This is a genomic window from Pseudoalteromonas mucoides, assembly GCF_049257175.1.
Lineage (GTDB): Bacteria > Pseudomonadota > Gammaproteobacteria > Enterobacterales > Alteromonadaceae > Pseudoalteromonas.
In genome coordinates, this window is record NZ_JBMMUC010000015.1 from 76,844 (window position 1) to 102,650 (window position 25,807).

Annotated in this window: 10 protein-coding genes; 5 read left to right on the forward strand and 5 right to left on the reverse strand. The window is 35.2% G+C overall.

Features of this window, described 5'->3' with window-relative positions; all coding sequences use genetic code 11:
• Positions 1–165 precede the first annotated feature (165 nt).
• On the reverse strand, positions 166–1,572 hold the full coding sequence (locus tag AAEU30_RS16290) for a sulfatase-like hydrolase/transferase (RefSeq protein ID WP_421961404.1): 1,407 nt from the start codon (positions 1,570–1,572) through the stop codon (positions 166–168).
• Positions 1,573–2,203: 631 nt separating this feature from the next.
• Between AAEU30_RS16290 and AAEU30_RS16295 the strand changes: the two genes are divergently transcribed.
• Together AAEU30_RS16295 and AAEU30_RS16300 are read left to right on the forward strand one after the other, a co-directional pair.
• On the forward strand, positions 2,204–4,006 hold the full coding sequence (locus AAEU30_RS16295; protein WP_421961405.1) for a glycoside hydrolase family 43 protein: 1,803 nt from the start codon (positions 2,204–2,206) through the stop codon (positions 4,004–4,006).
• A gap of 334 nt (positions 4,007–4,340) precedes the next feature.
• Entirely contained in the window at positions 4,341–7,439 is a 3,099-nt protein-coding gene (locus AAEU30_RS16300; RefSeq protein ID WP_421961406.1) for a metallophosphoesterase, read from the forward strand.
• A gap of 55 nt (positions 7,440–7,494) precedes the next feature.
• On the opposite strand, the gene AAEU30_RS16305 is transcribed toward AAEU30_RS16300, so the two are convergent.
• From AAEU30_RS16305 to AAEU30_RS16320, 4 genes are all read right to left on the reverse strand, one after another.
• Entirely contained in the window at positions 7,495–10,326 is a 2,832-nt protein-coding gene (locus tag AAEU30_RS16305) for a TonB-dependent receptor (protein WP_421961407.1), read from the reverse strand.
• Positions 10,327–10,359: 33 nt separating this feature from the next.
• Positions 10,360–11,355, reverse strand: coding sequence for a FecR family protein (locus tag AAEU30_RS16310; protein ID WP_421961408.1), 996 nt, complete (start codon positions 11,353–11,355; stop codon positions 10,360–10,362).
• A gap of 16 nt (positions 11,356–11,371) precedes the next feature.
• Positions 11,372–11,875 (reverse strand): RNA polymerase sigma factor, encoded by a 504-nt coding sequence (locus AAEU30_RS16315; protein WP_421961409.1) that lies wholly within the window; start codon positions 11,873–11,875, stop codon positions 11,372–11,374.
• Between the two features lie 461 nt (positions 11,876–12,336).
• Positions 12,337–13,404 (reverse strand): replication initiation protein, encoded by a 1,068-nt coding sequence (locus AAEU30_RS16320; protein WP_087532951.1) that lies wholly within the window; start codon positions 13,402–13,404, stop codon positions 12,337–12,339.
• Between the two features lie 1,815 nt (positions 13,405–15,219).
• Between AAEU30_RS16320 and AAEU30_RS16325 the strand changes: the two genes are divergently transcribed.
• The 3 genes from AAEU30_RS16325 (at position 15,220) to AAEU30_RS16335 (ending at position 25,804) form a co-directional block, all read left to right on the forward strand.
• On the forward strand, positions 15,220–16,965 hold the full coding sequence (locus AAEU30_RS16325) for an LA2681 family HEPN domain-containing protein (protein WP_421961410.1): 1,746 nt from the start codon (positions 15,220–15,222) through the stop codon (positions 16,963–16,965).
• 262 nt (positions 16,966–17,227) lie between these two features.
• Positions 17,228–22,282, forward strand: a complete 5,055-nt coding sequence (locus AAEU30_RS16330) for a sacsin N-terminal ATP-binding-like domain-containing protein (RefSeq protein ID WP_421961411.1) — start codon at positions 17,228–17,230, stop codon at positions 22,280–22,282.
• 1,329 nt (positions 22,283–23,611) lie between these two features.
• Positions 23,612–25,804: a bifunctional rhamnulose-1-phosphate aldolase/short-chain dehydrogenase gene (locus tag AAEU30_RS16335; protein ID WP_421961412.1), complete on the forward strand. Its 2,193-nt coding sequence runs from the start codon at positions 23,612–23,614 to the stop codon at positions 25,802–25,804.
• The last annotated feature ends 3 nt before the right edge of the window (positions 25,805–25,807 follow it).

Below are 25,807 nucleotides of genomic sequence, written 5' to 3' on the forward strand. Positions count from 1 at the left end.
TTTAACTTATTTGCAGCAACAATAAATCAATGTGACTTAAAATGCAATGTTATGAGTGAAAAAGATTGTTTGTAAATTTTGGGTAGGATTATCAGGGTAATATTCTAGAGTTTTGTGCCGTACAAGGTGCTGTACGACACAATAATTTTCAATATAAGATTTTAATTAATTCTTATATTTTTCAAAAAGCTCAAAAAACTCTTTTTTCATCGACTTATACTTTGATGCTAAGTTTTTGGATTCACTTGGATCTTTAATGATGTTGTAAAGCTCGACCTCAGAATCTATACCATAACGTACAGCCTTAAAGTCTCCTTTACGTGCAGCTTGGAATGTATCACCAATAACACCTGAATTTGGATCACCGACTTGTTTAGCAAACTCCCAGTATAAAACTCTTTCAGGTTGCGGCTCTGGAGAATCTTTCAATAACCCTTTGATTGATACGCCATTGGTTTTAACTCTAGGAACCAAATTAAGATCTACACCGCTGATGTCAGCTAAGGTAGGTAATACATCGGCAAATAGCCAAGGTGTTTCATCTACACGTGGCTGTTTAATTTTATCTGGCCATTGGATTAACATTGGAACATGTATGCCACCATCATAAAGATCACGCTTCTGTCCTTTATACGGAGCAGCCGCTTTAAGGGCTTTAGGATCAGCCCCACCTTCATCATGTGGACCATTATCTGATGTGAATACAATCAGTGTATTATCTAAAATCCCTTTTTTCTCCAGAGTTTTTGTTATTTGACCTACGTAATCATCTAAAGCGCTTACCATACCGGCCAAAACAGCATTTGGTTTTTCCACAGGTTCAGGATAATAAGCGGCATACTTGTCACTCGGCTGACCTGTAGACATGCCTGTATATGGTTTTTCTTTGAAAGAATATTGTTTGCTGTATTTTTCTGGTACTGCTAATTCAGCATGTGGAGAAGAGAACGTTAGCATAACAAAAAACGGGTTTTCACGATCTTGCTCTATATATTCGATTGCTTCATTGGCAAATAATTCCTGAGCATAAGCACCTTTTTTACCACCCTCATTTTCAGTTATGCGTAATTTTTTTCCATCACGCCATAAAATTTGTGGGTACTGTCTATGACCTTCTAAAATAGAATACATGCCATACCAAGTATCAAACCCCATTGCTAATGGGTCAGTTACGCCCATCTGAGAACCAATTGAGTACTTACCAAATAATGCAGTGTCATAACCAGCATGCTTTAATACATGCGCAACGGTAATATCGCTTTCGACTAACTGCACAGTATTCGAGTTATTAGTCATATAGCGACCATCACGCCCAGTGAAAAGTGAAACTCGCGAAGGTGAGCAAACAGTATTACCAGCATAGGCCTGATTAAATCGAATACCTTTATTAGCTATATTATCTAAGTTTGGCGTTTTAATAGGAGTGTTACCGTAGGCACCGACCTGATTAAAACCAAGATCATCTGTAAGTATGAATATCACATTAGGCTTTTCGGATGCGATAGCTGGTTTCATTAAACTTAAGAGTAGTAAGCCAAGAGCCCCTGCTACTTTGTGTGTGTTTTTTATCATTTTTTCCTCGACCTGCGTTTGCAAAATAAGAATGTAGATAAAGAAGGAAGTTCCCTATTCTTCTTTTACATTAAAATCAGTACGTTAAACCCTGCAATAACTGAGCTTATTTATTCGAAGCTATCAATAAGCACTAAATCAGTCATAGCGTTACTATCACTCTACAGCTTTAGGTAAATATTCCGAACAGTATATGCATCACTTTTGTAGCTGAATTACGACAAAAGATTATTATTGAGCGATATTGACGATTTTCACACAAATAACACAATAATGACAAGTAATATTAACTAAACGTTCTAATCCTGGTGTGTAAAAACAGGTTAAACCATTTAAAAACAATAAGATAAGATTATGAATAGGATGTAAAAGCTGAACACTTCGTTAGTAGCAATATATATTAATGTTTCTTAAGCAAATCAAGATCTCTGCTCTGCAAACCTAAATCTAACTTAACTTATTAATAATATAGCTAGTTATAGAATTTAAATTGATTTTATCTAGAGCAGTAATTTAATTTAATAAAGATGTTTAATAGCTTCTACTTCCTTTCATGAATAGTTGACTTAGAAACCAATCAAAACTAATCTTATTAGCTCACAACAAATCAAAACGCACAATAAGTAAAAATATGAAACTTACATTAAGAAAAACTCAGCTGAGTGCTTTAGCTCTCTCTTTAGCAACAATCCTAACAGCTTGTAATTCTCAAGTAACAAAGGAACAAGCTCAAAGCACTGAAAATACAAATCAGCCCGCGCACATAGGTAGCTTTGGTGATCAAGGCGATGGTACTTATATAAACCCTATACTAAATGCCGATTACCCAGATTCTGATATTGAGCAAGTTGGCGATACCTATTACATGATCACATCTAAACAGCATATGTCGCCGGGTATGCCAATTTTAAAATCAAAAGACATGGTTAATTGGACAAATGTAGGTCATGCATTTCCCAAGTTATCTTGGGCTCCAGAGTACAACTGGGACCGTATGAACGGTTATTCATTTGGTACTTGGGCTGGTGACATCGCTTACCATGAGGGGAAATGGTATGTGTATCAGATTGATTATCAACATGGGTTAATGGTAACAACTGCAGACAATATTGAAGGCCCATGGAGTGAGCCTATAATGATGCTACCTAAAGCTGATGTTTTAGATGACCCCGCTGTATATTGGGATAAAGAAACTAGAAAAGCTTATGTGATCATCAATACAGGTAAAAAACAAAAGTCTGCTGATAATAAAATTGAAGGTAACGAAAACCGCATTTATGAAATGAGCTGGGATGGTACAAAAATCCTTGATGAAGGAAAGCTAGTTTATACTGGCATGGGAGCAGAAGCTGCAAAGATCTATAAAATTGATGGAACTTGGTACATCTTCATGGCTCAGTGGACGATGGGTGATAAGTCAACCAAGCCAGGGGTTAAAAACCCTAAAAACGATAGAAAGCAGCTTGTCCTTCGTTCTAAAGAAAGCATTTATGGTCCTTATGAAGTAAAAACAGTTTTAGAGAAAGGATCTGAATTTAATAATCGCAGTGCCAGTCAAGGTGGCTTAATGCAAGCTCCTGATGATTCTTGGTGGTATATGCATCAGTTAATTCAAAATGATGATATTCCTTTTCAAGGCAGACCTCAGGTATTGGAACCTGTAACTTGGGTTGATGGTTGGCCAATTATTGGTATTGACGAAGATAATGATGGCATTGGCGAACCTGTTAAGCGCCATAAAAAGCCTATTAACGGCTACCCTATTACGGCACCAAAAAGTGACGATGATTTTTCATCAACTAAATTAGGCCCGCAATGGGAATGGAACCATAACCCTAGAGATACTCATTGGTCTTTAACTGAGCGTCCGGGTTGGTTACGTCTGAAAGCGAGTAAAGTATTGCCAAATAAGGAAGGTCATGGTCCTAAGATCAATGAGTGGACTAATAATGACGGTTCAGATGGTGACTTTTGGAGAGCAAGTAATACTGTTAGTCAAAGAATGATGGGGATCACTACAGGCACTGCTATCGCTAAGTTTGATATCTCAGGAATGAAACCAAATCAACTAGCTGGTTTTGTTCGATATGGTGGGATTTTTAACTTGCTTGGTGTAGAAATGAATGAACAAGGCGAAAAGCACTTGTTTTACATGAATGGCATGAGTGAAAAAACCATAGGGCCAAAGTTAACTGGTGATGAGCTATATGTAAGAACCTCAAATGCTCGGGATCAAGCGACTTATGAATATAGCTTTGACGGCAAGAGCTTTAAAGCATTTGGGCCAACTTTTACAATTGCCTTTGGTAAGTGGACTGGCGATCGATTAGGGTTCTTTTCATGGAATGAAAAAGAAGACGCAGGCTATATTGATGTAGACTGGTTCACCTATGACTATGATGGTCCAAAAGCAGCTTCAACAAAAACACAGTAATATTAACTAGACTACAGCTCCCTTTATTTTTTAAAGGGAGCTTTTTTACTTCTTCATTTCTTATTTTAAATATTCAAAAGTATGTTTTCCACAATGTGGAATGAAGTAATCCCACCCTGATAGTTGTTGATTTTTTACGTGACTTCAATATTTATTAAGCCCCCCCCTATTTTAATCTCGACTAAAAAGTAACTTTCCTTTATATGAACAACATTGCATTTATATGAAATATAGGAGGAAAAATAAAAAATATATATTGTCCACCTAACTGAGTTTTCGAGGTCGAGTTGTGTAGTTGAGAAATTTCTCTCTTCACTATTATCAAGGAAACGTAATGAAAATATATAAGTTTACCCTCTCTTTAGCCGCTGCAGCTGTACTATCAGCCTGTAGCTTTGATGATAATAAAGATGAAATAAATAGCCTAGAGCAGCAAGTTGCACAATTAGAAGAAAGTCTCGCCGCTGTTAATGCTGAAAACTCATTAAGTGATGAACAAGCATCCGATATGTTATCTCAAATTAATTCTTTAACTGCTCAATTAGATGGTTTAACACATCTGCCTGACGAAGAAGTTGAAGCGTTAAAAAATGAGCTAAACTTATTAGCAACTCAATTAAGTGAAAATAATGAGCTAACTCAATTAGAAAGTGAGTTAATACAAAAAAACATTGCTGACCTTACATTAAAGTTAAACAACAGCATTGCAGCGTCAGATGAAGATGTGACTGCATTAAAAGAAGAAATTGCTGCGTTAACAGAGCAACTAAACTCGCTAACAACAGATTCAGGTTCTGACATAGATGCTCTTCAAGCTAAGATTGACTCGTTAACATCAATCATTGAGCAACTAACTAAGCAAAAGCCTGTTTTAGGGCTGAATAGTACTACTGGCGCGAATATCTTACCTGAAGAGAGCGATAAAGTTTGGCGCTTTGCTATTTTTCCAGATACCCAAGGCCGTGATGACGATAATATGAAAGCCTATGTGTGCGTGGACAAAAATGGCAATGATGTTAGCGTAGATGGTAGCCCTATATGTGAATGGCTAGGTGTTGACTTTAACGGTGATGGTTTCTACGACGCTGGAACTGAAAGCCAATCAGACAGTGTTAAGCCCGGTGATTGGGATGAGGATGGCATTAGTTACTTGGTCAATGTAGGAGACCCCCTCCAACCTTACATTGAAACTGACAGTGCTGGAGCACCAATTGTTGTTAGCCCTGAAGAAAGAAAAGACTTTGGACCGGACTGGAAAATACTACCTGTACCATTAGTGGAAGCTGTTGCAGATAAAATGATTGAGCTTGATGTGGACCTTGTTTTGGCAACTGGTGATATCACTGAATACAGAGCAGAGTCAGATTATGTTCAATGGATGGATAAAGTAGCTTCGCCACTGCAAGACGCTGGAATTGACCTATTCCCAGTACGAGGAAATCACGAGATTGTAAACGGACGTAATTGGCCTGCATGGTTCAAAAATTCCCAGGAGTGGGAACGTCAATCTGTAAACAACGTTTACAATGATATCAACCCTTATGAAGGTAAAAACCAAGTAGATTTTGATCAGGGTTATGCTTTATACCAAGCTTATACAGGGAAAATTATACGAGGTCACTTAGAGCAAGGTGTTATAACTGGCTACCCAGGGTTAGAAGATCTGGTTTATTACTTTGTAAAAGATAACACGCTATTTATTGGATTGGACTTTTACTTTGCAGATATCCACAACAGCACTTTCAAAGGTACATGGTTAACTTTATATAAATGGCTACAAGAAGTAATTACAGCAAATGCTGAAAACGTTGATCACATTGTAGCATTTGGCCATGAGCCTCTTTCAACTAAAAAGCGCCCACAAACTTACCAAGTAGAACAATATGAAGCTTATGAAGCGACTGAAAGAGTACTCCAAACGGCTGCAGATCTTGCTCAAGCAAACTATGATGTAGCAGTGGCTAATAATGCAGAAGAAGCAGAATTAACTCGCTTATCAGCAATTTTAGAAGAAGCCGTTAGTGCATTAGAAGAAAACCAAGAACCTAATGTTGACGGTTATGATATTGGACAATTAGGTTACTTGTTACTTCAAGATGACTCTGCACCAGGTTTAGCAAATGATGTATTAACTCTATTTAATGACTATCAAGTGACTTATATTTCAGGGCACGATCACCAATATACGCGTAGCCTTATTCATACAGACAAATCTCATAAAGATACTTCAAATGGTTTTACACAAATTGTCGGTGGCAGCGCCTCATGGAAATCCTATGAAAACCTCTACGGTAGTCAAGATGAATATGAAACAAGCTTATATATTGATAACTTCGTTCGTGAAGATACAGTTCAAAGTTATGTGAATAGTAATGGTTTGAAATATGCTGAGTCTACAAATGGTTTAGCCGCAGGCATCTCTTTTGTTGTCGTTGAAATAAACGGCCGTCAAATGAAGACAACTAACTATTATGCTAATCATAATTTATCTGAAGTAGATATGAACTTAGGCGCTCATTACGATAAGGACACAAATCAATGGTGTCATTATGAGGGTGATTTCATGGTGAAAGGCTCTGTAGAAACCACCAAAGTATGTGAAGACATACAGTGGGTAGCCGTAGATGAAGCCTCATATACAAAAGATGCAACTAAACGCGTTGTAGAGCCTAATGAAAACTACTTTTTACACAGTAAAGCCCCTTCTGAGGAAGGCTATATTGGCACTGAAGCAACTATCATTGATGGCTACAATATGACGTACAATACCTCATATGCTGCAAACATTGACCGTGTTGAAATGTTAAGAGAGCTTGTAACTCTTAGCTGGTTTACTGATACAAGTGACGTCACTTTATCTGATATTTTATATATCAGCGGTAACCAAAACCAGGATGGTACTAAATTTAACGAGTTTGGTACTATCGATTCAGCCGCACCAGAGTCACTTACCTACATTAATCGCAGTGGTTGTGAAGTATTAAACGCTACACACGTCTCTCGTGATGGTGTACTTAATAAAGGCCGTGATCTGGAAGCTTCATTAAGTGGTGATACTAGCAGCAGTGACTATCAAGCTGGCTGTAGTAATAGCGATTCATGGGACAATAGATATAATAACGATAACCTAGATTTTGCAGATGCGATGGCGATCAGTATAGTTGCACCACAAGGTAAAGAGTTAGAAACATTAACTCTTGGCAGATATGACAGTGAAATCAATCAGTGGGTACCGACATTTAGCCCAGAGTGTTACGTTGAAACAGGTTATTCTGACCATTATTCTGTTCACTATAGACTTGCTGAGCAACATCCAGAAGGTAGTTATGCTATTAATGGCTGCCAGCAACGCTACTGGGGATACTCTAAAAATGCTAATGTGATTTGGGGTTTCATCCATACAGATGGTAAGTTTGCCGTAATTGAAAAGTAAAATAATAAAGCCCTGGAGTCAGCTTCAGGGCTTTATTCACTCACCAAAACCGGTTTTATTTGTAAATATACCTAAAGCCTAAATAAACACTTCTTCCACTCGTTGTCGTATTATAAGCGCGGTAATTCGAGTTACTGTATTGTCGAACTTCTTCGTTGGTTAAGTTAAATGCACTAAAATTTATTTCCCAGTTATCAATAAACGAATAACTAAAAAAAGCATTGAAATAAGTCGTTGGTAAAAACCCTGTTTCATCTTCATCTATTAATATTTCGCCAGCTCTTTCTATATAACTACCGCGATAGAGAGAAGATAGCTTAAACAATGTCTTAGGACTGTCATAAAAAATTGTTCCTGATGCCGTTACGTCTGACAAATAAGGAAGTTGCTTTTTAAAAAGCGGTAACCCGGTTGCAGGGTTGTAATATGTTACTTTTCCTTCGTTATAAGAGCCATTTATACTAAAACCCCAATAAGTATTTTGTAGCAAATACTTAAAACTAACCTCACTCCCCCATTGGTAGGCACGCTCTGCATTATCATGCCAAATAAGAGTTTCGGAACTGCTGCTATAGTCCTGCCTGTTATCATCACTTATTAATGTTGTAACAATGTAATCTTTTATATCTTTGTAAAAAAGTGAAATGCCCAATGTTTTATTAGCACCAATTTGTCCGTTAAAAGATATATCTGTGTTATTAGAAATATAAGGCTTAAGATCAGGATTAAACACATACTTTGAATGTTCTGTTAAGTGGGCATTACCATAAAAATCTAAGGATTCTAACGTTGGTTTTGAATAGTTTTTTGAGTAACCTACATAAATCTGCCAATCATCATTGATCGCATAGGCCATATTAACACTTGGTAAAAACACCCCATAAGTTATTGGCGTATCCGGTGCCTTAATGGAAGTTATTTGATCAGATTGGTAACGAAAGCCAACATCGGTCTTCCAGTTTTCCAGTGAAATATTTAACGATGAATATAAGCCTTGGCTGTATTCTGTGACAGCCTCATTTTCATAACTGGTTTGACCTATATTTTGGTCAATGCGGTAAGGGTCAAGCCCAAAAAACTGCAATGTATCATTGGTATGTAGTTTCAACCATTTAAGCTTTTTATGTGGGTTTTGAGTATTAATAAAAGCACTGGGAACTTCATTTAAATTGAAAGGAGAACCTGACTCCCCATCAAACGCAATATCGTTTAATTTTTCATTTGCAACTTTGCTCTTATGTGCAGCCCAATCAGCGCCAAATTGGATCTCATAAGAGTTGTTTACAAGAAAATTGAAATCTACTTGAGCAAAGAAGTATTTATTACTTGAGCTGTATGATTCCAAGTCACCATGGTCGAATACCCACATATCTAATGATTCTAAGTTTTCACTATATTGAATATCTGCGTAATAAGGGTTGCTTCTATAGTCTATAGCAACATCGCTTACCCCTCGGGTATAAACCTTATTGCTATAAGGGATGTTATATTTTGATAACTCAACACCTAAAAGAGCATTCATTTTCAATTTGTTTGTTAAGATTTTACTTATAGAAAGGGTACTTTGTTCATACGTGGTTTCAATTGACTGAGCTCTGTTTTCGGTTGAAACGTTTGCCTGCTCGTAATTAGCATACACAAGCTCGTTATACTCATTTACTTCAACATCGGTGATCACTGATAAATTATTAATAACAGGCGTTGAATTTTCACCTCTAGGGTAAACGTGAAACTCATATCTATTACCTTTCAGATAACCAGTAAGAATATCTAAATCAATATGAGTATCTTCATTAATATATTCTAAGGATAAGTTAGCACCGAGCCGTTCATGGTTTGCCTGCCATACAGAGTAACGGTTGCCTCTAGGAATTATATAATCCCCGTTTAATAAATTATCACTATCATGTTGTGACAACGCTGATAAATCTACATCCTTAAAGGCTATATTTCGCCACCGAAAAGTGTTTGCGCCCTGCTCTTCTGAGCTTCGGTCTGAATAAGTAATGCTTGCGAGCACCCCCCAATTTTCCCATGAGTTAGAGATAATAGAAGAGATATTTTTAGCCAGTTCAGTAGAGTAATCATTAAAACCAATTTGTGGTGCAATAGAGAAATAGAAATCGTCCAAATCAGACGGATTAATCAAATCAAGCTCTATCGTTCCAGAAATACCGCCAGGTAAAGATGGTGCAGAATACGCTTTTTGCACACTCACAGATCTAAACAACTCTGCAGGTAAAATATTTAAATCAAAACTGCGATCTTTTTCTTTTTGGATACGGCTATCCATAGGTGAATCATTATTGGCTAAGACCGGCATACCATTTAATGTAGTTAAACTAAAATCAGGGGTGCCACCACGAATTGATGTTTTTTTGCCTTCACCTAGTTCACGAGTAATTGTAACTCCCGACATCTGCTGTATAGCCTCAGCTAAATTGGTACTAGGGCTTCGCATAATCTCCTTAAATGAAAGGTTTTCAGTAATATTTTTGGGGGCGAGAGTTAATTCTTTACTAATTTGATTAAAGCTACTGGTAACTGTTATTTCTTCAATAAAGGGCTGTACTGATTTGCTAGGTTTTTTATAAAGAATAAAACCACTACTTTTAAGCTCATATGCAATGTTATGTTCAGATAAAATTAGCTTTAGTGACTCTTCTAATGTATAGCGTCCATTTAGCAAAACGTTGGACTTCCCCTTAACCAAAGCGGGAGCGTAACTAAACGAAACTCCATATTTAATAGCAATTTCTTGTAATACTTGATCAAGTTTTCCAGTGGGGATATATATTGATTTGGTGTTTGCATCTGTAGAGTAAGAGATCAGTGCCCACAACAAGAAAAAATAGATCTTACAAAACCCTTTAATTTTATAATCCATTTTCAGTCTCTTAAAGAGCCATTTTATGATGCTTTATGAAGATTTGATGTAAATATGATTATCATCTTCTGACACAGACCAATTATAAGTTGCTGCAACTAATAATATGCTTTCATATGGGGTATCTAGCTTAAATCGTCCACTAACTAGCAATTTATTCAATTGGCTATTAATAATTATTTTTTTAGCACTGTAACTTTGTAGTTTATCAATAAGAGTAGAAAGAGGTTGTTGGTTTAATTCAAACCATCCCGTTCTCCAAGTAGGTAATTGGTTCAATATGAGATTATTTTTTATAATTATTTCACTGCCTTTAACTATGGCCTGCTGTGGGGGAACTAGAGTAATTTCTTTCTCTGCTGTTACCGAAACTTTACCTTCATAAACTGTGATGATGGTAGTTTCATCAGCTTTTTCAACATCAAAAGATGTACCTAATACTTTAATAGTTGCTTTATTTGACTCTATTATGAATGGCCGTTTAGAATCTTTTGCGATATCAAAAAAAACTTGTCCTTTATTAAATTCTACGTATCTCGAGGTTTTTTTTAATGTAACGCTTATGTCACTATCTGCGTTTAGATGTACAAAAGATCCGTCTTCTAATAGTGTTGATTTTCTTTCGCCTAGCTTAGAGTTAACGACAGTACTTTGTTCTATGGTATTTAAAGCTGATACTGATTGATTTTTTAAGGTATGTTGTTCAGGAGTAAGGGATAAATAAGAAATTACTGTTAACGCAGCGACACATGCAGCAAGTCCAATTCTCACAGGTAATGTACTGGATTGTGATTTTAATCTTTTTTTGTTGGTTTTACTTTCCACAGAATAAATATGTAAAGCGTTTTTTATTTCATCATCTCCAAAGACTTTAGCAATTTTATCGAAAGCGATTTTATTATCTTTATTCTGTAACCAAATGGTTAATTCCTGTTTTTCATCATTATCTAATTCATGCAGTCTATCAATCCAGTTAGCTGCTTCTTCTAAATTATTTTTCTTCATCGCTAGAGGTCCATTATGATTCATTGTATGTATGCCTAGCTTAATTATATCTATCAACATGCAATGTAATCAGTGCCATTGCTCTAGTTATATGTTTTTTTATAGCATCTTGGCTTATCTCAAGCTGCTCACTTATTTCATCATAACTTAAGCCTTCAACACGACGTAATATAAATACTTTTCGTCTAAGTTCAGGTAGCGAGTCTAATACACTGTGCAACTGTATAATTTTCTGTTGATTTATTGCAATTAATTCTGGATTTTCATTATTACTAACTAGCAGATCAGTACACTCTATGGTTTCTTGTTCCTTTGTGCGTTCCCAGTTATCACAAATAACTGATTTAGCTACTTGGTTTATATAAGCATTAATGTTTTCAATTTCTGTGGTTTTTTTTCTACTTAATGCTTTAACCATTGTTTCTTGAACAAGGTCCTCAGTATTACTAACATTTGAGCTTTTATGTGTGATGAATCTTTTTATACGATCCATCATGCTCTTATCGATGATTTCTTGAAATGATAGGTTAGAGTTGAATGACATGAAATTTCATTATTTTTATAGTTAGACTAAAATCTACATTATTAATTTTAGCCTTAAAATATGAACTTTTAATGACACTTTAATCTATCCGTTAAGTAACGGTCGGAGAATTAATTAGTATAGTCTTTTTGTTTTTTGGCCTATGTCAGTATTAGCAAAGTAAGATGCTAGCTATATCGAATGAAGTATTTATACGTGGTTAAACCTGAGTGGATGTAGTTACTAACATATCCACACACTCTATAAATTCTATTATTAATATAAAGAACTATAAATAGTATTAGATCTATAGGGTTTATAACGTATTGATTTAAAATAACTTAAACGCCTTTTTAGATCACATTTATGGCGTTGTTGATCACAAAACTAGTGTTTTAGATCATTTTACTGGTCAAGTTGATCATAATGTTGGTGTTATTGATCAGCAAATTGGTATTAAGATAACACCTTTATGGTGTAATTTAATACTCTATATCTTTTGTTAATTGCATTATTGATGCTAACTCGTCTTTAACACCCTTCTCTTCTTCATATTCCTCAAATTCAGGTTCTGATTTTTGAAATGCTTGCAGTGCTTTCTCAACTCTATCAGCTTCTTCATCTTGGCCTAAATACCTATACGCCAACATTAATTGCGTTAACTCAGCTGGTGAAAGCTTTTGTTTGCTGGTCACTTGTTTAGAAATAAGCTCTTTAACTATTTTTAATGCATCATGTGTATTAAGCTCTTCTATAGTTCCCTTGTCTACCCAGCGAACTAAAAACTTAATTTCTGATATTTTTTTACCCTGAGTCCTTAACTCATACCCTACTTCGTTGTTTTCACTATTTAAAAATAAAAACTCTTTTCTGGCTATAGGGTGATTACTCAGTTTTTCAATACTATCTCTAATACAACGTTTCATAAATACGCCGTTATTAGCGAATGAAGCTTTGTTTTTCTTTAATTTACCTTTCTCATCGAGTAGCCCAAACAGTCCCTTAAGCTCTTCAATTTTAATGAAATGCATCTCGTAGCCATCTTTCTTAAAGCGGCTTAGAATCTCATACAGGCGCTTTGCATACTCTTGTTTAATATCCAGGTATGTTTTTGTTGTTATCAATGCAAAGCCTTGTCGATATTCGATATACTCACTTTCCAGCATATCGTTTGGTACCATTGTCAGTAGCCCTTTTTTATACCTAATACGTTTAAATAAGGGTTTGTAATCAAAGTCTTCGTCGCCACCTTCGTTTTCGACTTTAATACCTATCTTATAGCTAGAAAGGCGTTCAGCAGCTGGTGATAGAATCGAACCAACATGCTTTGAATCGATATTGAGCCATTCAGATAACTGACTTGCAGTAAATGTATATTGTGGTGTTGTATTTGCCCAGTCGCCGCTTTTCATTTGAGCCATCATTAACGCAAACAAGTCAGCTTCACGTTGAGATAGATCTTTACGACTAAACACGAGTTTATGGCCCTGTTTGATATGTTTTGGCAGGTTATTTCGTGAAATTGGCTTATTACTTAACTGTTTGGTCATCCGGCTATCACCACAAATCTGTATTCATAATTATTGAGTGTACACAATACTGGTTTTTTTCACCAGAAATATGTAAGCACAAAGCTTATGAATACACTTTTATGGTGTTTTTTATGTTGTGAACACATAAAAGTGGTGATCCACACCATAAATATGTAATGAAACCTTATTTACACCATAAATATGTCATTATACTCGGTTGAGAACATGATTCTAATAAGCAATTTTATTGAGTTAGATAGTTTTAAAGCTCTATTTTTACTGTAGTATATTGTTTTTATTGTGAAATGTAATTATTGTGAGCAACGGCATTCTGGTTTTTATGTTTACATTAAAGTGGTGTTCTATGCCAGTTTTATGTAAATTAAACGCACCTATAAAGCCCTCCTATAACCTTTTTAAGCTAATAGAAGGTAATGTTTATCGAATTAAATATATTAGCGATGACAGATTTATGGTGTTCCAGACCAGAATAGTGTTGTTTATATAGTTGTAATTACATATTTATGGTGTTTTTCATCATTTTACTTGGTTTATTTCCCTATTTCTGACTAGCTTATAATGAAAACCAGCCTTAAATGACACTATTCTGGCTTTTAGGTTGTTTTAGATTACATAAATCTGGTGTGAAATCTTAAGTTCTATTGAGCTTAATGTGCTTTTAATAACACGATTATGGTGTTTACCCTTCTCAGATAACCTTATTCTGGTATTTAAACCAGTTTTATGTCATTTGAATGCAAGTATGTATAGTTTGGAAAGCTATAAATAACACAATTCTGGTTTACTGCTTACTCAAATAACTTAGAACTGGTGTTTTTAAGCTGGATAGACTGTATTGCTCACCTTTAGCTACTCTTTTCTGGTACTTGATAACAGCATTCTGGTATTTTTAATCGTAAATAACTCAAAACTGGTGTTAAACACCAGATTTGAGGTATCTGAAAAGTAAAAATACATAATTATGGTGTTTGATGAGGTTAATCGATGCACTCACTTTAAATTTATAGTTGTAATGTGTTGAATGAATTAGCAGATTTTCTAAGATAACAGTATTCTGGTGTAGCACACCAGAATACTGTTATCTTGAAGCATGGGGAAGTAATTATTAGGCATATTTAGGTTTACATACATTGTCACGCTGCAAATATTTTTTGTACAGAGGCAGTTGAAGCTAAAACCAGTTAAGTGATTCCACAATGTGGAAAGCTTATTTATAGCTCGATAGTTTAGGCCCCCTCCCCTATTTTTAAATTTTACCCATAGAGTGTTATTCAGCTAATGGTTGTTAGTTTCTGCATAGCGCTAATTGTTACAAATTTTAGATTAAGCTAACTGAATTCCACAATGTGGAACAAAGGGCCTCGTTAATAACCTGGGTTTTGTAATTAGTGATGAGTATTAATATAGTCAGGTATTTAATTATTAAAGCGGTTAACTATAAGAGGAATTAATGTAGGTTAATTTAAGCGCCCTACTCTAACTAACTCAATTTAGGCTTTCCCTAGTGTGAATTGTAAATCCAGATGCATTTATATAAGAACTAAGATTGTGAAGTGTAGATTTTAGAGCTCTAGAGTTTTAGATAGAGCCGAAGGTCGCGAGCGAAAAATCAGCAGCCTAGCAAATTCGTTTATGGGCAATTATGAGTTAGTGTCGACGGGCGGCTCTGTGCCATAAACGGTCAATCAAACGTAACTCGTTTCTGCCCCAAAATGAGTTAGATTTTTAGTCTTAAAGTTAACAACCTGCTTAATTTGAGCTAATGTCTGTAGCATGTAATTAGATGTTTATTTATTCCGTCTAGGGGAAGTCATGGAAGAAAGCGTTATAATTGATAATGCAGCTATCAGTATGTTTGAATATAGAGCAGATGAGTTGATTCTTTCAAATAGTCGAGATGAACTTATCGACTTTGTTTTAGCTATCGATAAGCCTCATTTTGTATTCGATGACGGGTTTATTGAAGTAAGATATTTCTACACATTAGCTAACTGTTATTCAACAGCTCATAAATATCATAATACTGATTGGTACTCTGATGATTTAACCAAAGCTATAATTAACTATCGGAAAGCCCTTCATATCATAAAATCTAATCCTTACCCAGATATTAACCATCTAAATCTACGCAGCCGTATCGAGACTAATCTAGCTAACTGGCTTAGCTCTCAGGGGCGTGGCCTGTGCTGTATTCCTCATTGGGACACTGCAATTGAACTTGATAACAACCCCGTTGCACTAACCTGTAAAGCCGAAAACGAGCTTTTTATTGCTCAACACCTCTATGATGAGTCACATGTCTACTATCACTATTTTCAAGCTTATCAGCTCATCTGTTTGGGTTTAAAGAATATTGATTTACTACATGATGAACAAAAAATTGCTTACGCAGAAGATGGTAAGTTCTTGGGTTTTAAAGCTTGGTTTGAATCGAATTTTAAGTTATCTGATTTTGATGGCTATAAAACTTTCAAAGAAGAAACTGAAACACGTAAACAACGTGATTATTTAAAATGGTGTGGTGATAATCGCTTATTTCTTAATGATTTAAATGATGTGTGTACAAACGAAATTGTTTATCAAGACATACTCACAATGCCTAGCTTTGCGCAAATGATTAATCAGTCATTGGCTATGCATGAAGAGCTAATATACCACGGCAACTTTGATGAAATAAAAAATGACTATTGCTATGCTCGTTATTTAATTTTTTCCGCTAAAGACATACCTAATTATCAAGAGCATTTTTTCAATAAAACATATCCACACATTGATGACTCAGCTCATACAATAACCAATTTAAAAGTGAATCATTATAAAAGTGCTTTCAGAATCTTATATTCAATTTTTGATAAAATTGCTTATTTGCTAAATTCATTTTTTAATCTAAATGAAGTTGATGCAAAAATATATTTTCATAATGTTTTTGGTGAATTGAAAAAAGGTAAACTGAAACCACACAAGAAGCTTATTGATAGTCAAAACTGCTTTTTACACGCACTGTTCTATATTCTAAAAGACATTAGAGACTCTAACCAAAAAGATGTGAATTACGATACAGCATCAAGGTGGTTAGATCCTGACGCTAAATCTTTTTCAGAGGTAAGAAATGCAATGGAGCATCGTTCTCTAAAGATCGTTGATGAGTTTGGTCATACCCTCACACAGAGTGATATTGAATTTCATAAACCTCTAGTAGAAGAGCTTAAACATGAAGTTGAACTACTCCAATATAAACTAGAAGAGCTTTATATCGAGATCGCTAAGGCTAAGAGTGTGGATGACACCGTATTAAAAGCTAAACTGGAAAAACAAAAAGAGCACCTAGAAAACAAGCTGGAACGTGTTAGAAATATGCTTAATGAAAAACACAAGCGTTCTAGTTATTCCTTGCTCATTACTGATGCTGAGTTTGAGTCTCGCCTATTCACACTGATAAAACTTGTTAGAAACTCTATCATGTACCTCTCATTTGCAGTTCATCTAGATCAGTGTAACAAATCTAATGACGGAGCTTTGATGATGACAAGGAATGTCCCGTTAAAAGAGGACTGGTAAGAATATCCTTACCAGAAATTACAGTGACACCCATTCTAAATTTGCACCAGATAGAGCTCCTAGATTCTAATTGGAAGTGCAAAATTTAGGATGGGTGTCAATTATCTTTTTGGTTTTGATATGTGTAAACTAATATGCTGTTGAAGATAGTCGTTTCAAAAAAGTCCATTTGCTGATAAATGGGTAATGAGCTAGAAGCATTAGCAATATCTGACAAATGAAGGTCCTGAGCCAAAAATTGAGCATTAAAAGAGATTTACGGATGAAGATGAAAGAAATAATTGATGGTTTATTCAACGAAAATACTAATTATGCAACACCAGATCAAGCGACAAACCAAGCAAGCTCTTTAGTATCTTTATCAACAGATTTATATACGGATTCAAAACGCTTTATCTACGAGCTTTTACAAAATGCAGATGATTCAGCAGAGCCAGGAAATACTGTAAAAGTTTGGATTAGGATATTCGGAGACTCTCTAGTTGTTGCTCACTCAGGTCGAGAGTTTAGTCCTCGCGATATAAGAGGGATTTGTAACGTTAATAATGGAACTAAAAAAGAAGATTCAAGCAAAACGGGCTATAAAGGTATAGGGTTTAAATCAGTTTTTGGACAATCTGATAAAGTTACGATTTTTACAGATAATGAATATTTTAGGTTTGATGCATCCTATCCATTTGATTGGATATGGGATGGTACAAAAGATGAGTGGGAAGCAAAAAGTGATAGGGAGTTTGTTAATCCTTGGCAGATAACTCCTATATACACCAAAGCAAGAGAAGGGATTTTAAAGCCTATAGATCTATACCTAAATACAATAAAAGCTAATGTAGCGACAATTATTGAATTAAATGACAAAGCCGATACTCTTTTGGCTCTTAAAGAGTTGTCAGAAGATGTCAATATGTACCTGTTTCTGAAAAGTATTTCATCAATTAATTTTGACATAGATAATAGAAATCATATAGAAATAGATCGCTCAGAAAGTAACTGTATAGTTTTAAAAGATGGTCAACGCGGTCAAACCAAGTGGTTGTCTAGCTCTATAACCTTGAACGTACCTAGCAGTCTAAAAGTCGCTCTTCAAGATGAAAGGAATATACCCGACAAGCTATTAAATGCAGATACTATTGAGTTAACTCTTGCTGCAAAAACAGGTGCTGATGGAATAATAAAGTTGTCTCCGAATGAAAGACGAATATATTCCTATTTACCTACAGAAGAAACTAAGTACTCACTACCTGTTTTAGTTAATACTAGTTTTCTTACCAACGCAAACCGAGAACAGCTTCATACAGACGCAAAGTGGAATCAATGGCTGTTTAAGTGTATTTCGGTTGAAATATTCAAATGGATTGCACACTTGGTTGAAACAGAATATCAGTATCAAGCTTATAAGTTAATTCCAGATAGAATACACAATGATGAATTGGGAGCACAATTCAATATAGGTAGGCATGAAGCTATCGAAACTGTTGCTTTTGTGCGAGAGAAACCGAATTCATTAGTTAAAATTAAAGACTCAATAGTCGATTTTACCTTCCTATCGAGAAAGTCATTTATCGGTGAGAAAGCGATAAAATCATTCATTGACGGTCCTGAATCAAAAGGGAAAGAAAGTACTAAAGTCTTTGTCGAAAACACTGGATTTGGTAAGGAGTTTAAAGCATTAGGAGCGAGTGCTTTTGAATGGAAATTTTTACCTGAATTCGTTAAATCAAAAGGCTTTATAGATGATCATTCAATAGAAAATAACATTGAGTTAATAAAGCACCTTAAATATCTTTCTGAAAAAGAAACTTTTGAAAGCCTTACTAAGGTACAACTTAGTAAGTTAGCTTTTATTTGGGATCATAAAGAGGCTTTAAACGCACCATATAACATTTATTTTCCAACAAGTGAGGACACGAACTGGGATGTAAAAGATAGTGAATTATCTTTTATTAACCAAAGGCTGCAAGATTGGCTCTCAACTGAAATTGATATCAGGTCGTGGCTCGGGGATCTTGGGGTGGTTGAAAAGACAGATATCAGTTTTATTACTAAAACAATAATCCCTAATGCAGAAAGTTATATTACAGAAGAAAATGCAATTAAAACAATGCAAGACCTCTTTAGCTTATACAAAAAAGGGGAATTAACACCAAGTGTTCTATCAAATTTATCTTGCCTAAAATTATTAACCGCTCAAGGTAGTCTGCTAAAAGCAAATGAATGTTTCTTATCAAATATATATTCACCACGCCTAGAAATAGAAGGAATTCTCAATAAAGATATATTTGTTAGTGAAAAGTACTTAACTACAAAAGAAGATACAGATGAATGGAAGAGGTTTTTTAAGTTTCTTGGCGTTCAAGATGGAATTACTTGTATAACAATTGAAGATAAAACAAGCCGAACAGAGTTGGTGACACAAGGTTATTTAAATGGTTATTTTGATGGGAGTGATAAAAAATTCAGACCCTGGCAAAAAACGTTTACAGCTGATGTTTATAGTAAAATATCTACTCTTCAGTATATTAACGACTCAATTGATAATTACCAATTCTCTGTACAGTTTTGGAGAGATATTATTGAAAATTGCTCTACTACTGATCTAATTTCATTTCCAATAACATTCTGGGGGAACTCTGGTAGGCCTGGTAGAACAAGTGGTGACGAAGTTGCTGGCTATATCTCATGGTTTATTAAAAACCTTAAGTGTATTCCTGTTATTACCAAAGAATGTGAATCATCAGATAAAGTGCTTCTTAATACAGAAGAAATGACGAAAATTGCAGGTAATTACCTACCCATATTTGATGGTGTTCAATTAACACCAAATTGGCTCTCATTCTTTGATTTTAAAACTTCTTTAGAAATTACTGATTATTTGGAAGTTCTCAAAAAAATATCGACCGATGTCACTGAAAAAGGTGTTATAAAAAAGAGCAATATAAAAAGAGTACAGTCTGTTTACAAAGAGTTATTGAGTCAATGTGCTAATTGGGATGAGCAAGAATTAAAACAAGTTGAAGAGTGGGCTAAGAGCTCCCAGTTGCAAAATTCTAATGGCATCCCCGTAAATTGCAATTCTCTAAAGTATTTCTTAGATGGAAATAGTAATGTATTTCATGATGAGTATGATTTTTTAGAATTGAACGCAGAAAACAAAAATAATCCAAATTTAAAATCATTTTTAAATGCACTCAATATCAAGGTATTAAAACAAAGTGATTTTGAGCTCATTGAAACAACTCCTCAAAAATCTAACGACTTAATAACTAAGCTATCAAACATAATTCCATACTTTAAGGTTTGGATTATTAATGAATGTAGTGATGATCCAACTAAAGAAAATATCGCAAAGTTAGATGATAAATTGTTGCAATTAGAAGCTATTGAAGCAGATTCATTGCAAATTAAGTATGGTGATATCAACTTCATAAGAAATGTTAATGTACATTTTGATGAGAACAAACTTTATGTGACAAAGCCGTGGAATGCGAATCGAGTATTAATAGAACTTTCTGATAAGTTATGTAATTATTTTGAGTTTCTCGGTCACGATAAGAAACTAGACTTTCTTCTTAGGTCCGAAAACAGCGAAATAAATGAGCACTTTAAGGAATTGTGCATTGAAATACCTGAGCATGAATTATTTACTAATGAGAAAATGTCGGTATCAGATGAAACTATTCAAAAATCATTGGCCAGTAAAACTATTCGCTCATTTGAGGATCTCGAAGAAGAAGTAGAGAAAAAAGGAATTTCGCCTGATTTTTTTCACATCCCTTCTTCAGATTATAAACGACTAAGGTATGTACAAGGATTAATAACAAGGGCAGTAAAGAACATTATCCACTACTTAAGTTCTTTACCCGAGTATGATTGCACCAATCACTATGAGATAGCCAAAAGTATTATCGGAGGTATTACAAAGAATGGAAAGGATGTCACAATAGTCGCTAGACCTTCAGATAATGATGAAGTTCTGCTTTATTATACTGCTGAGTTTGATGTGCTGGAGTATGTAGATGCTGAGTTATGGTGTGAAGATGGTAAAAATACGCCTCAAAAGATCACTTTGGGACAATTTCTTAAGTTAACAGAAATAAATAAAATTCCTGTAACAAGATTAGCTATTTCAAGCACTGAAGTAACCGAGTTATGTGACAAACCAAAATCTTTACAGCATGAATTTAATGCTGTTCCGTTAGCTCCTTTTCAAGTTGCTAAAGTCATAGCATCATTCGCAAATACAGAAGGCGGTACTTTAGTATTTGGAATCAATGAGGTTACTTCAAATAAGAATGAAACTGTTGGTTTAAGTTCTGATTACCGAATAGGAGAAATCATGACTGAAGCAATTTCATTTCTATCATCGAAACCTGAGGTTATTTGTGATTGGATAGATAGTAATGCTAAACGTCTTTTTGTTATCAAGACCGAAAAGTCCAAAGATACAATATTCCTAGGTGATGAAATATATGTAAGAGAAGGAAGCGAAAATAAACTGAAACATGAGATACCTCCTCAAGCAGATAAAACTCTATCAAAGCCAAGTTTTGAAAAAACAGTAGCACTGATCATTGGTATTGAAAATTACGCTCCAAAAGAACAAAATCAGGTTCCTCCGGTAAAATATGCAGAGAATGATGCTCGCTTATTTAAGCAAGTTTTAATTAATGAATTAGATGTAGAAGAAGAAAATATTCATTTAATTCTTAATGAAGAAGCATTGCAAAACAGCTTGCAGTATGACCTACAAGGCCTTTTCTATGGATTATCCTCAAAAGATCGCCTTATTTTTTATTATGTTGGTCACGGCTTTCATAATGGTGTAACTAATTACTTATCTACTTACGATATGCATCCAATGAATGTCGATAAAACTGCAATTTCACTTCGCGATGTTTTATTAGATCCACTGTCTAAGTCGGAGTGCAATTCTGCGATGATTTTTATTGATGCTTGTGCACAGTCATTTGTATGTGCCAATAGCAGGAATACACTGTCTAATATTGATGTTGATGAAATAAAGATCATATTAAGTGATAGTAACTACTTGGCATCATATTTTTCGTGTCAACCAGGACAAAGCTCGTATTCATGTGACAACTTAAAGCAAGGGATTTGGACATATCACTTATCTCAAGCTATGAAAGGTGAAAAACCTGATGCTGTTTTATCAAAAAAATACGTAACAGATAGATCTTTGAGTGATTATTTGGCTAAATCAGTAACTACCTATGTTAAAGACGAGCTTGGATATGTTCAAAATCCGAAGTCAATCTTAGATGCTGATAGCGAAAATGTATTAGTTCAAATTCCATAAGGCCGAGACCAAGCTATAAACTTTCACCTGAGAAAATGCCTATGCTGATATCTTGAATAAAATAAAGTACTGGCATTGTAGGATGGTTTCTAACTAAGAACACACTCAAGACAATTTATTCAAAATAGTTTTTCATAGTATGGGCAACAAGCCGTCCTCAGTCCGTAACTCATTTTTGTCCAAAAATGATTTTGATCGACCTTCTGCTTTTCGTTCAAAGCCGACCTATAAAGTATTTGCGATAACTCATATAGGGGCACAAACAAGTTATGCTTGAATGTCCGATTCATGGACTGACCCGAATTTCAGCAAAGAATAAATGTGAGGTTATCAATGTTGGCTAATGGTTATATTCGCCTGTTTATACATCTGTTATTTGAAATTCCACAATGTGGAATAGCACTGTTCATTTGCAACCAATTTAAAAGTAATCTTATCTTTCCACAATGTGGAATTTAAATTTTGTTCAACATTTTATCTGATCGCTTTACTACTGTTATATGAGGCTTGCAGGTAGTGTAGGGGTTGGTAACCTTCATGTATTTATAAGATTAGAGGTATTGATCACGAAAAAGTGTTTCGCTTTTTACTAAAGTTAAGTCACAAACTTTCAGCTCTTATGTTTTTACTTGAGCAAAATAGTACTCTAGAAACCTCCTGTTTTCTTTTCACTAGTTATACCTTTAAGGCTCGTTAACACTTCAAGTCGCAAGCCAGCGTTTGCTTTCGTAAACCTAGCTAGTAGAAAACATAAATCATGAGTTGGTTTGTTAAATTCCACATTGTGGAATATCCATCCTTTACTTAATTTTGAAATAAATAAAAACCTATTTTCCACATTGTGGAAAGCAATAGTTACTTTAAGCAGCCTTTACTAGCGGAAGAGTAAAATACAGTTTTAGTTTGAGCTGCTTTTTTTTAGATAGGTGAACTTATGGGAATATGTGTAGGCAGGGGAGGGGGCGTTCCTTTAATTATTTATACAGCTGCTTGTTAATTTTTACTATGGGCTCTGTATAGAGTTGTCCGTGTGTGTATTACATTAAACTTTAAATATTCGATTCACTGCAGAATATAAAATGATGTTTTAGGTACGGTGCGGTTGAGTCATTTTCAATCACGAAGGAAGTGATTGATAGTTAACCCTCATGTTTTTATCTACTTAGTCTTTATTTATTAGTGATATATAAGTAATTGATGACATTAAGTGATAATTTGATGATTGAAAATGATTTAAAATGCTTGACTATGTTGGTTGTGGATGTAGTATTACATGCAATGTATTTAAAAGTTATTAAAAAATAATTAACAGCTGGAGTTAAACAAAAGATGCCAAGCAAAAGTAATGAATATAAACATGTAAATTATAGCTGGGACGATGCTGCAGTCGATAATTTATCCCCAGTAGAAAGCCTCATTTATCGCTCAAATATTCTAGGCGCTGATCAAAGAATTACTAATACTGGTGGTGGTAACACTTCTGCGAAAGCAATGGAAGTTGATCCTCTTACTGGTGAAAGCGTTGAAGTATTATGGGTTAAAGGTTCTGGTGGTGATTTAAGAACATCAAAGCCTGAGAATTTTTCTTCTTTATACATGAGCAAATTAATTTCGCTTCAAGATATTTATCATAGCGCAGATGAGGTTGGTGTTAAGACACAAATTGAAGATGACATGGTTGATATGTATCGTCATGCTACATTTAACTTAAACCCTCGTGCGACTTCAATTGATACGCCTTTACACGCATTTATTCCATATAATCATGTCGATCACATGCACCCAAATTCAGTAATTGCAGTGGCGGCTAGTAAGAATAGTAAAGAGTTAACCAAGAAAATCTTTGGCGATGAGTTGGTTTGGACTGAATGGCAGCGTCCGGGGTTTGATCTTGGTTTGAAACTACAAACTATTTGTAAAGATTACCCTAATGCGAAAGGTGCTATCTTAGCAGGCCATGGTGTTATTAACTGGGCTAATGATAACAAAGAGTGTTATGACTTGAGCCTTGATATCATCGAAAAAGCGGCTCGATATATAGAAGAACATGACAAAGGTGAAATGACTTTTGGTGGTCAAAAGTACGCTAAATTAGATGATGCTAAGCGTGAAGAAGTATTAGGTGAAGTATTACCTTATTTACGTGGTTTAGTTTCAGGTGAGAAGAAGATGATTGGTACAGTCCAGTCTGATGATACTGTTTTACGTTTTGTAAATAGTGCAGATGCACCACGTCTGGCTGACTTAGGCACATCTTGCCCTGATCACTTTTTAAGAACTAAGATTAAACCTCTTTATGTTGACTGGAACCCTGAAACAGATAGCGTTGAGCAACTGAAAACATTATTGTCAGCAGGTGTTGAACAATACAAGTCAGATTATAGTGATTATTACGAGCAATGTAAGCGTCACAACTCACCAGCTCAAAGAGCCTCGTCTCCATCTGTATGTTTAATCCCAGGTGTTGGTATGGTTGCATGGGGTAAAAATAAATCTGAATCAAGAGTAACAGCTGAATTCTATAACTGTGCAATTGAAGTTATGCGTGGCGCTGAAGCAATTGATGAGTATGCAGCTTTACCTCAACAAGAAGCATTCGATATCGAGTACTGGTTACTTGAAGAAGCTAAATTGCAACGTATGCCAAAAGAAGCACCATTAGCGCGTGACGTAGTGGTTGTGATTGGTGCTGGTGATGGAATTGGTAAAGAAACAGCATTTAGAGTAGCTAAAGAAGGTGCTCATGTTGTATGTGCTGACTTACGCGTTGAAGCTGCGCAACAAACTGCTGATGAATTAACTGCTATCTATGGCCAAGGTATTGGTGTGGCTGGTACTGGGATCTCAAGCTGTGGTCCTGCTATTGCTCAAGGTGTTGATATTACTGATCGCGAAAGCGTAAAGAACATGTTCAAAAATGTCACTTTGGCATATGGCGGCATTGATAAAGTAATAGTAACAGCAGGGGTGTTCTTAGCACCTGGTCAAGCTGGTATGACTAATGACCAACAATTTGATGTTAGCTTTGCTGTTAATGTTAAAGGAGGTTATATCGTAGGTACTGAAGCGAATGAGATCTGGAAAGCACAAGGCTTTAAAGGTTCATTAGTTCTTACTACGAGTGTAAATGCTGCAGTGTCTAAGAAAGGCTCACTTGCTTATGACACATCAAAAGCTGCGGCTAATCACCTTGTTCGTGAGTTAGCAGTTGAGCTATCTCCGCTAGTTAATGTAAATGGTTTAGCTCCTGCAACTGTTGTTAAAGGTAGCACCATGTTCCCACGTGACCGTGTGAAGGCATCTTTAACTAAATATAATGTTGAATTTACTGAGCAAGATTCAGATGATGAACTTCGCGATAAGCTTGCTAATTTCTATGCCCAGCGAACACTAACTAAACAACCTATTACTCCAGAAGATCAAGCTGAAGCTGCTTACTTGATGGTTTCAGGTCAGTTAAGTAAAACTACTGGTCAGATTATTAGTGTTGATGGTGGTCTTCACGAAGCTTTCTTACGCTAAGAT

Coding starts and splice junctions, on each gene's coding strand:
- AAEU30_RS16300 (WP_421961406.1), top strand. CDS start 4,341: ATGAAAATATATAAGTTTACCCTCTCTTTAGCCGCTGCAGCTGTACTA.
- AAEU30_RS16310 (WP_421961408.1), bottom strand. CDS start 11,355: ATGAATCATAATGGACCTCTAGCGATGAAGAAAAATAATTTAGAAGAA.
- AAEU30_RS16315 (WP_421961409.1), bottom strand. CDS start 11,875: ATGTCATTCAACTCTAACCTATCATTTCAAGAAATCATCGATAAGAGC.
- AAEU30_RS16325 (WP_421961410.1), top strand. CDS start 15,220: ATGGAAGAAAGCGTTATAATTGATAATGCAGCTATCAGTATGTTTGAA.
- AAEU30_RS16295 (WP_421961405.1), top strand. CDS start 2,204: ATGAAACTTACATTAAGAAAAACTCAGCTGAGTGCTTTAGCTCTCTCT.
- AAEU30_RS16305 (WP_421961407.1), bottom strand. CDS start 10,326: ATGGATTATAAAATTAAAGGGTTTTGTAAGATCTATTTTTTCTTGTTG.
- AAEU30_RS16335 (WP_421961412.1), top strand. CDS start 23,612: ATGCCAAGCAAAAGTAATGAATATAAACATGTAAATTATAGCTGGGAC.
- AAEU30_RS16330 (WP_421961411.1), top strand. CDS start 17,228: ATGAAGATGAAAGAAATAATTGATGGTTTATTCAACGAAAATACTAAT.
- AAEU30_RS16290 (WP_421961404.1), bottom strand. CDS start 1,572: ATGATAAAAAACACACACAAAGTAGCAGGGGCTCTTGGCTTACTACTC.
- AAEU30_RS16320 (WP_087532951.1), bottom strand. CDS start 13,404: ATGACCAAACAGTTAAGTAATAAGCCAATTTCACGAAATAACCTGCCA.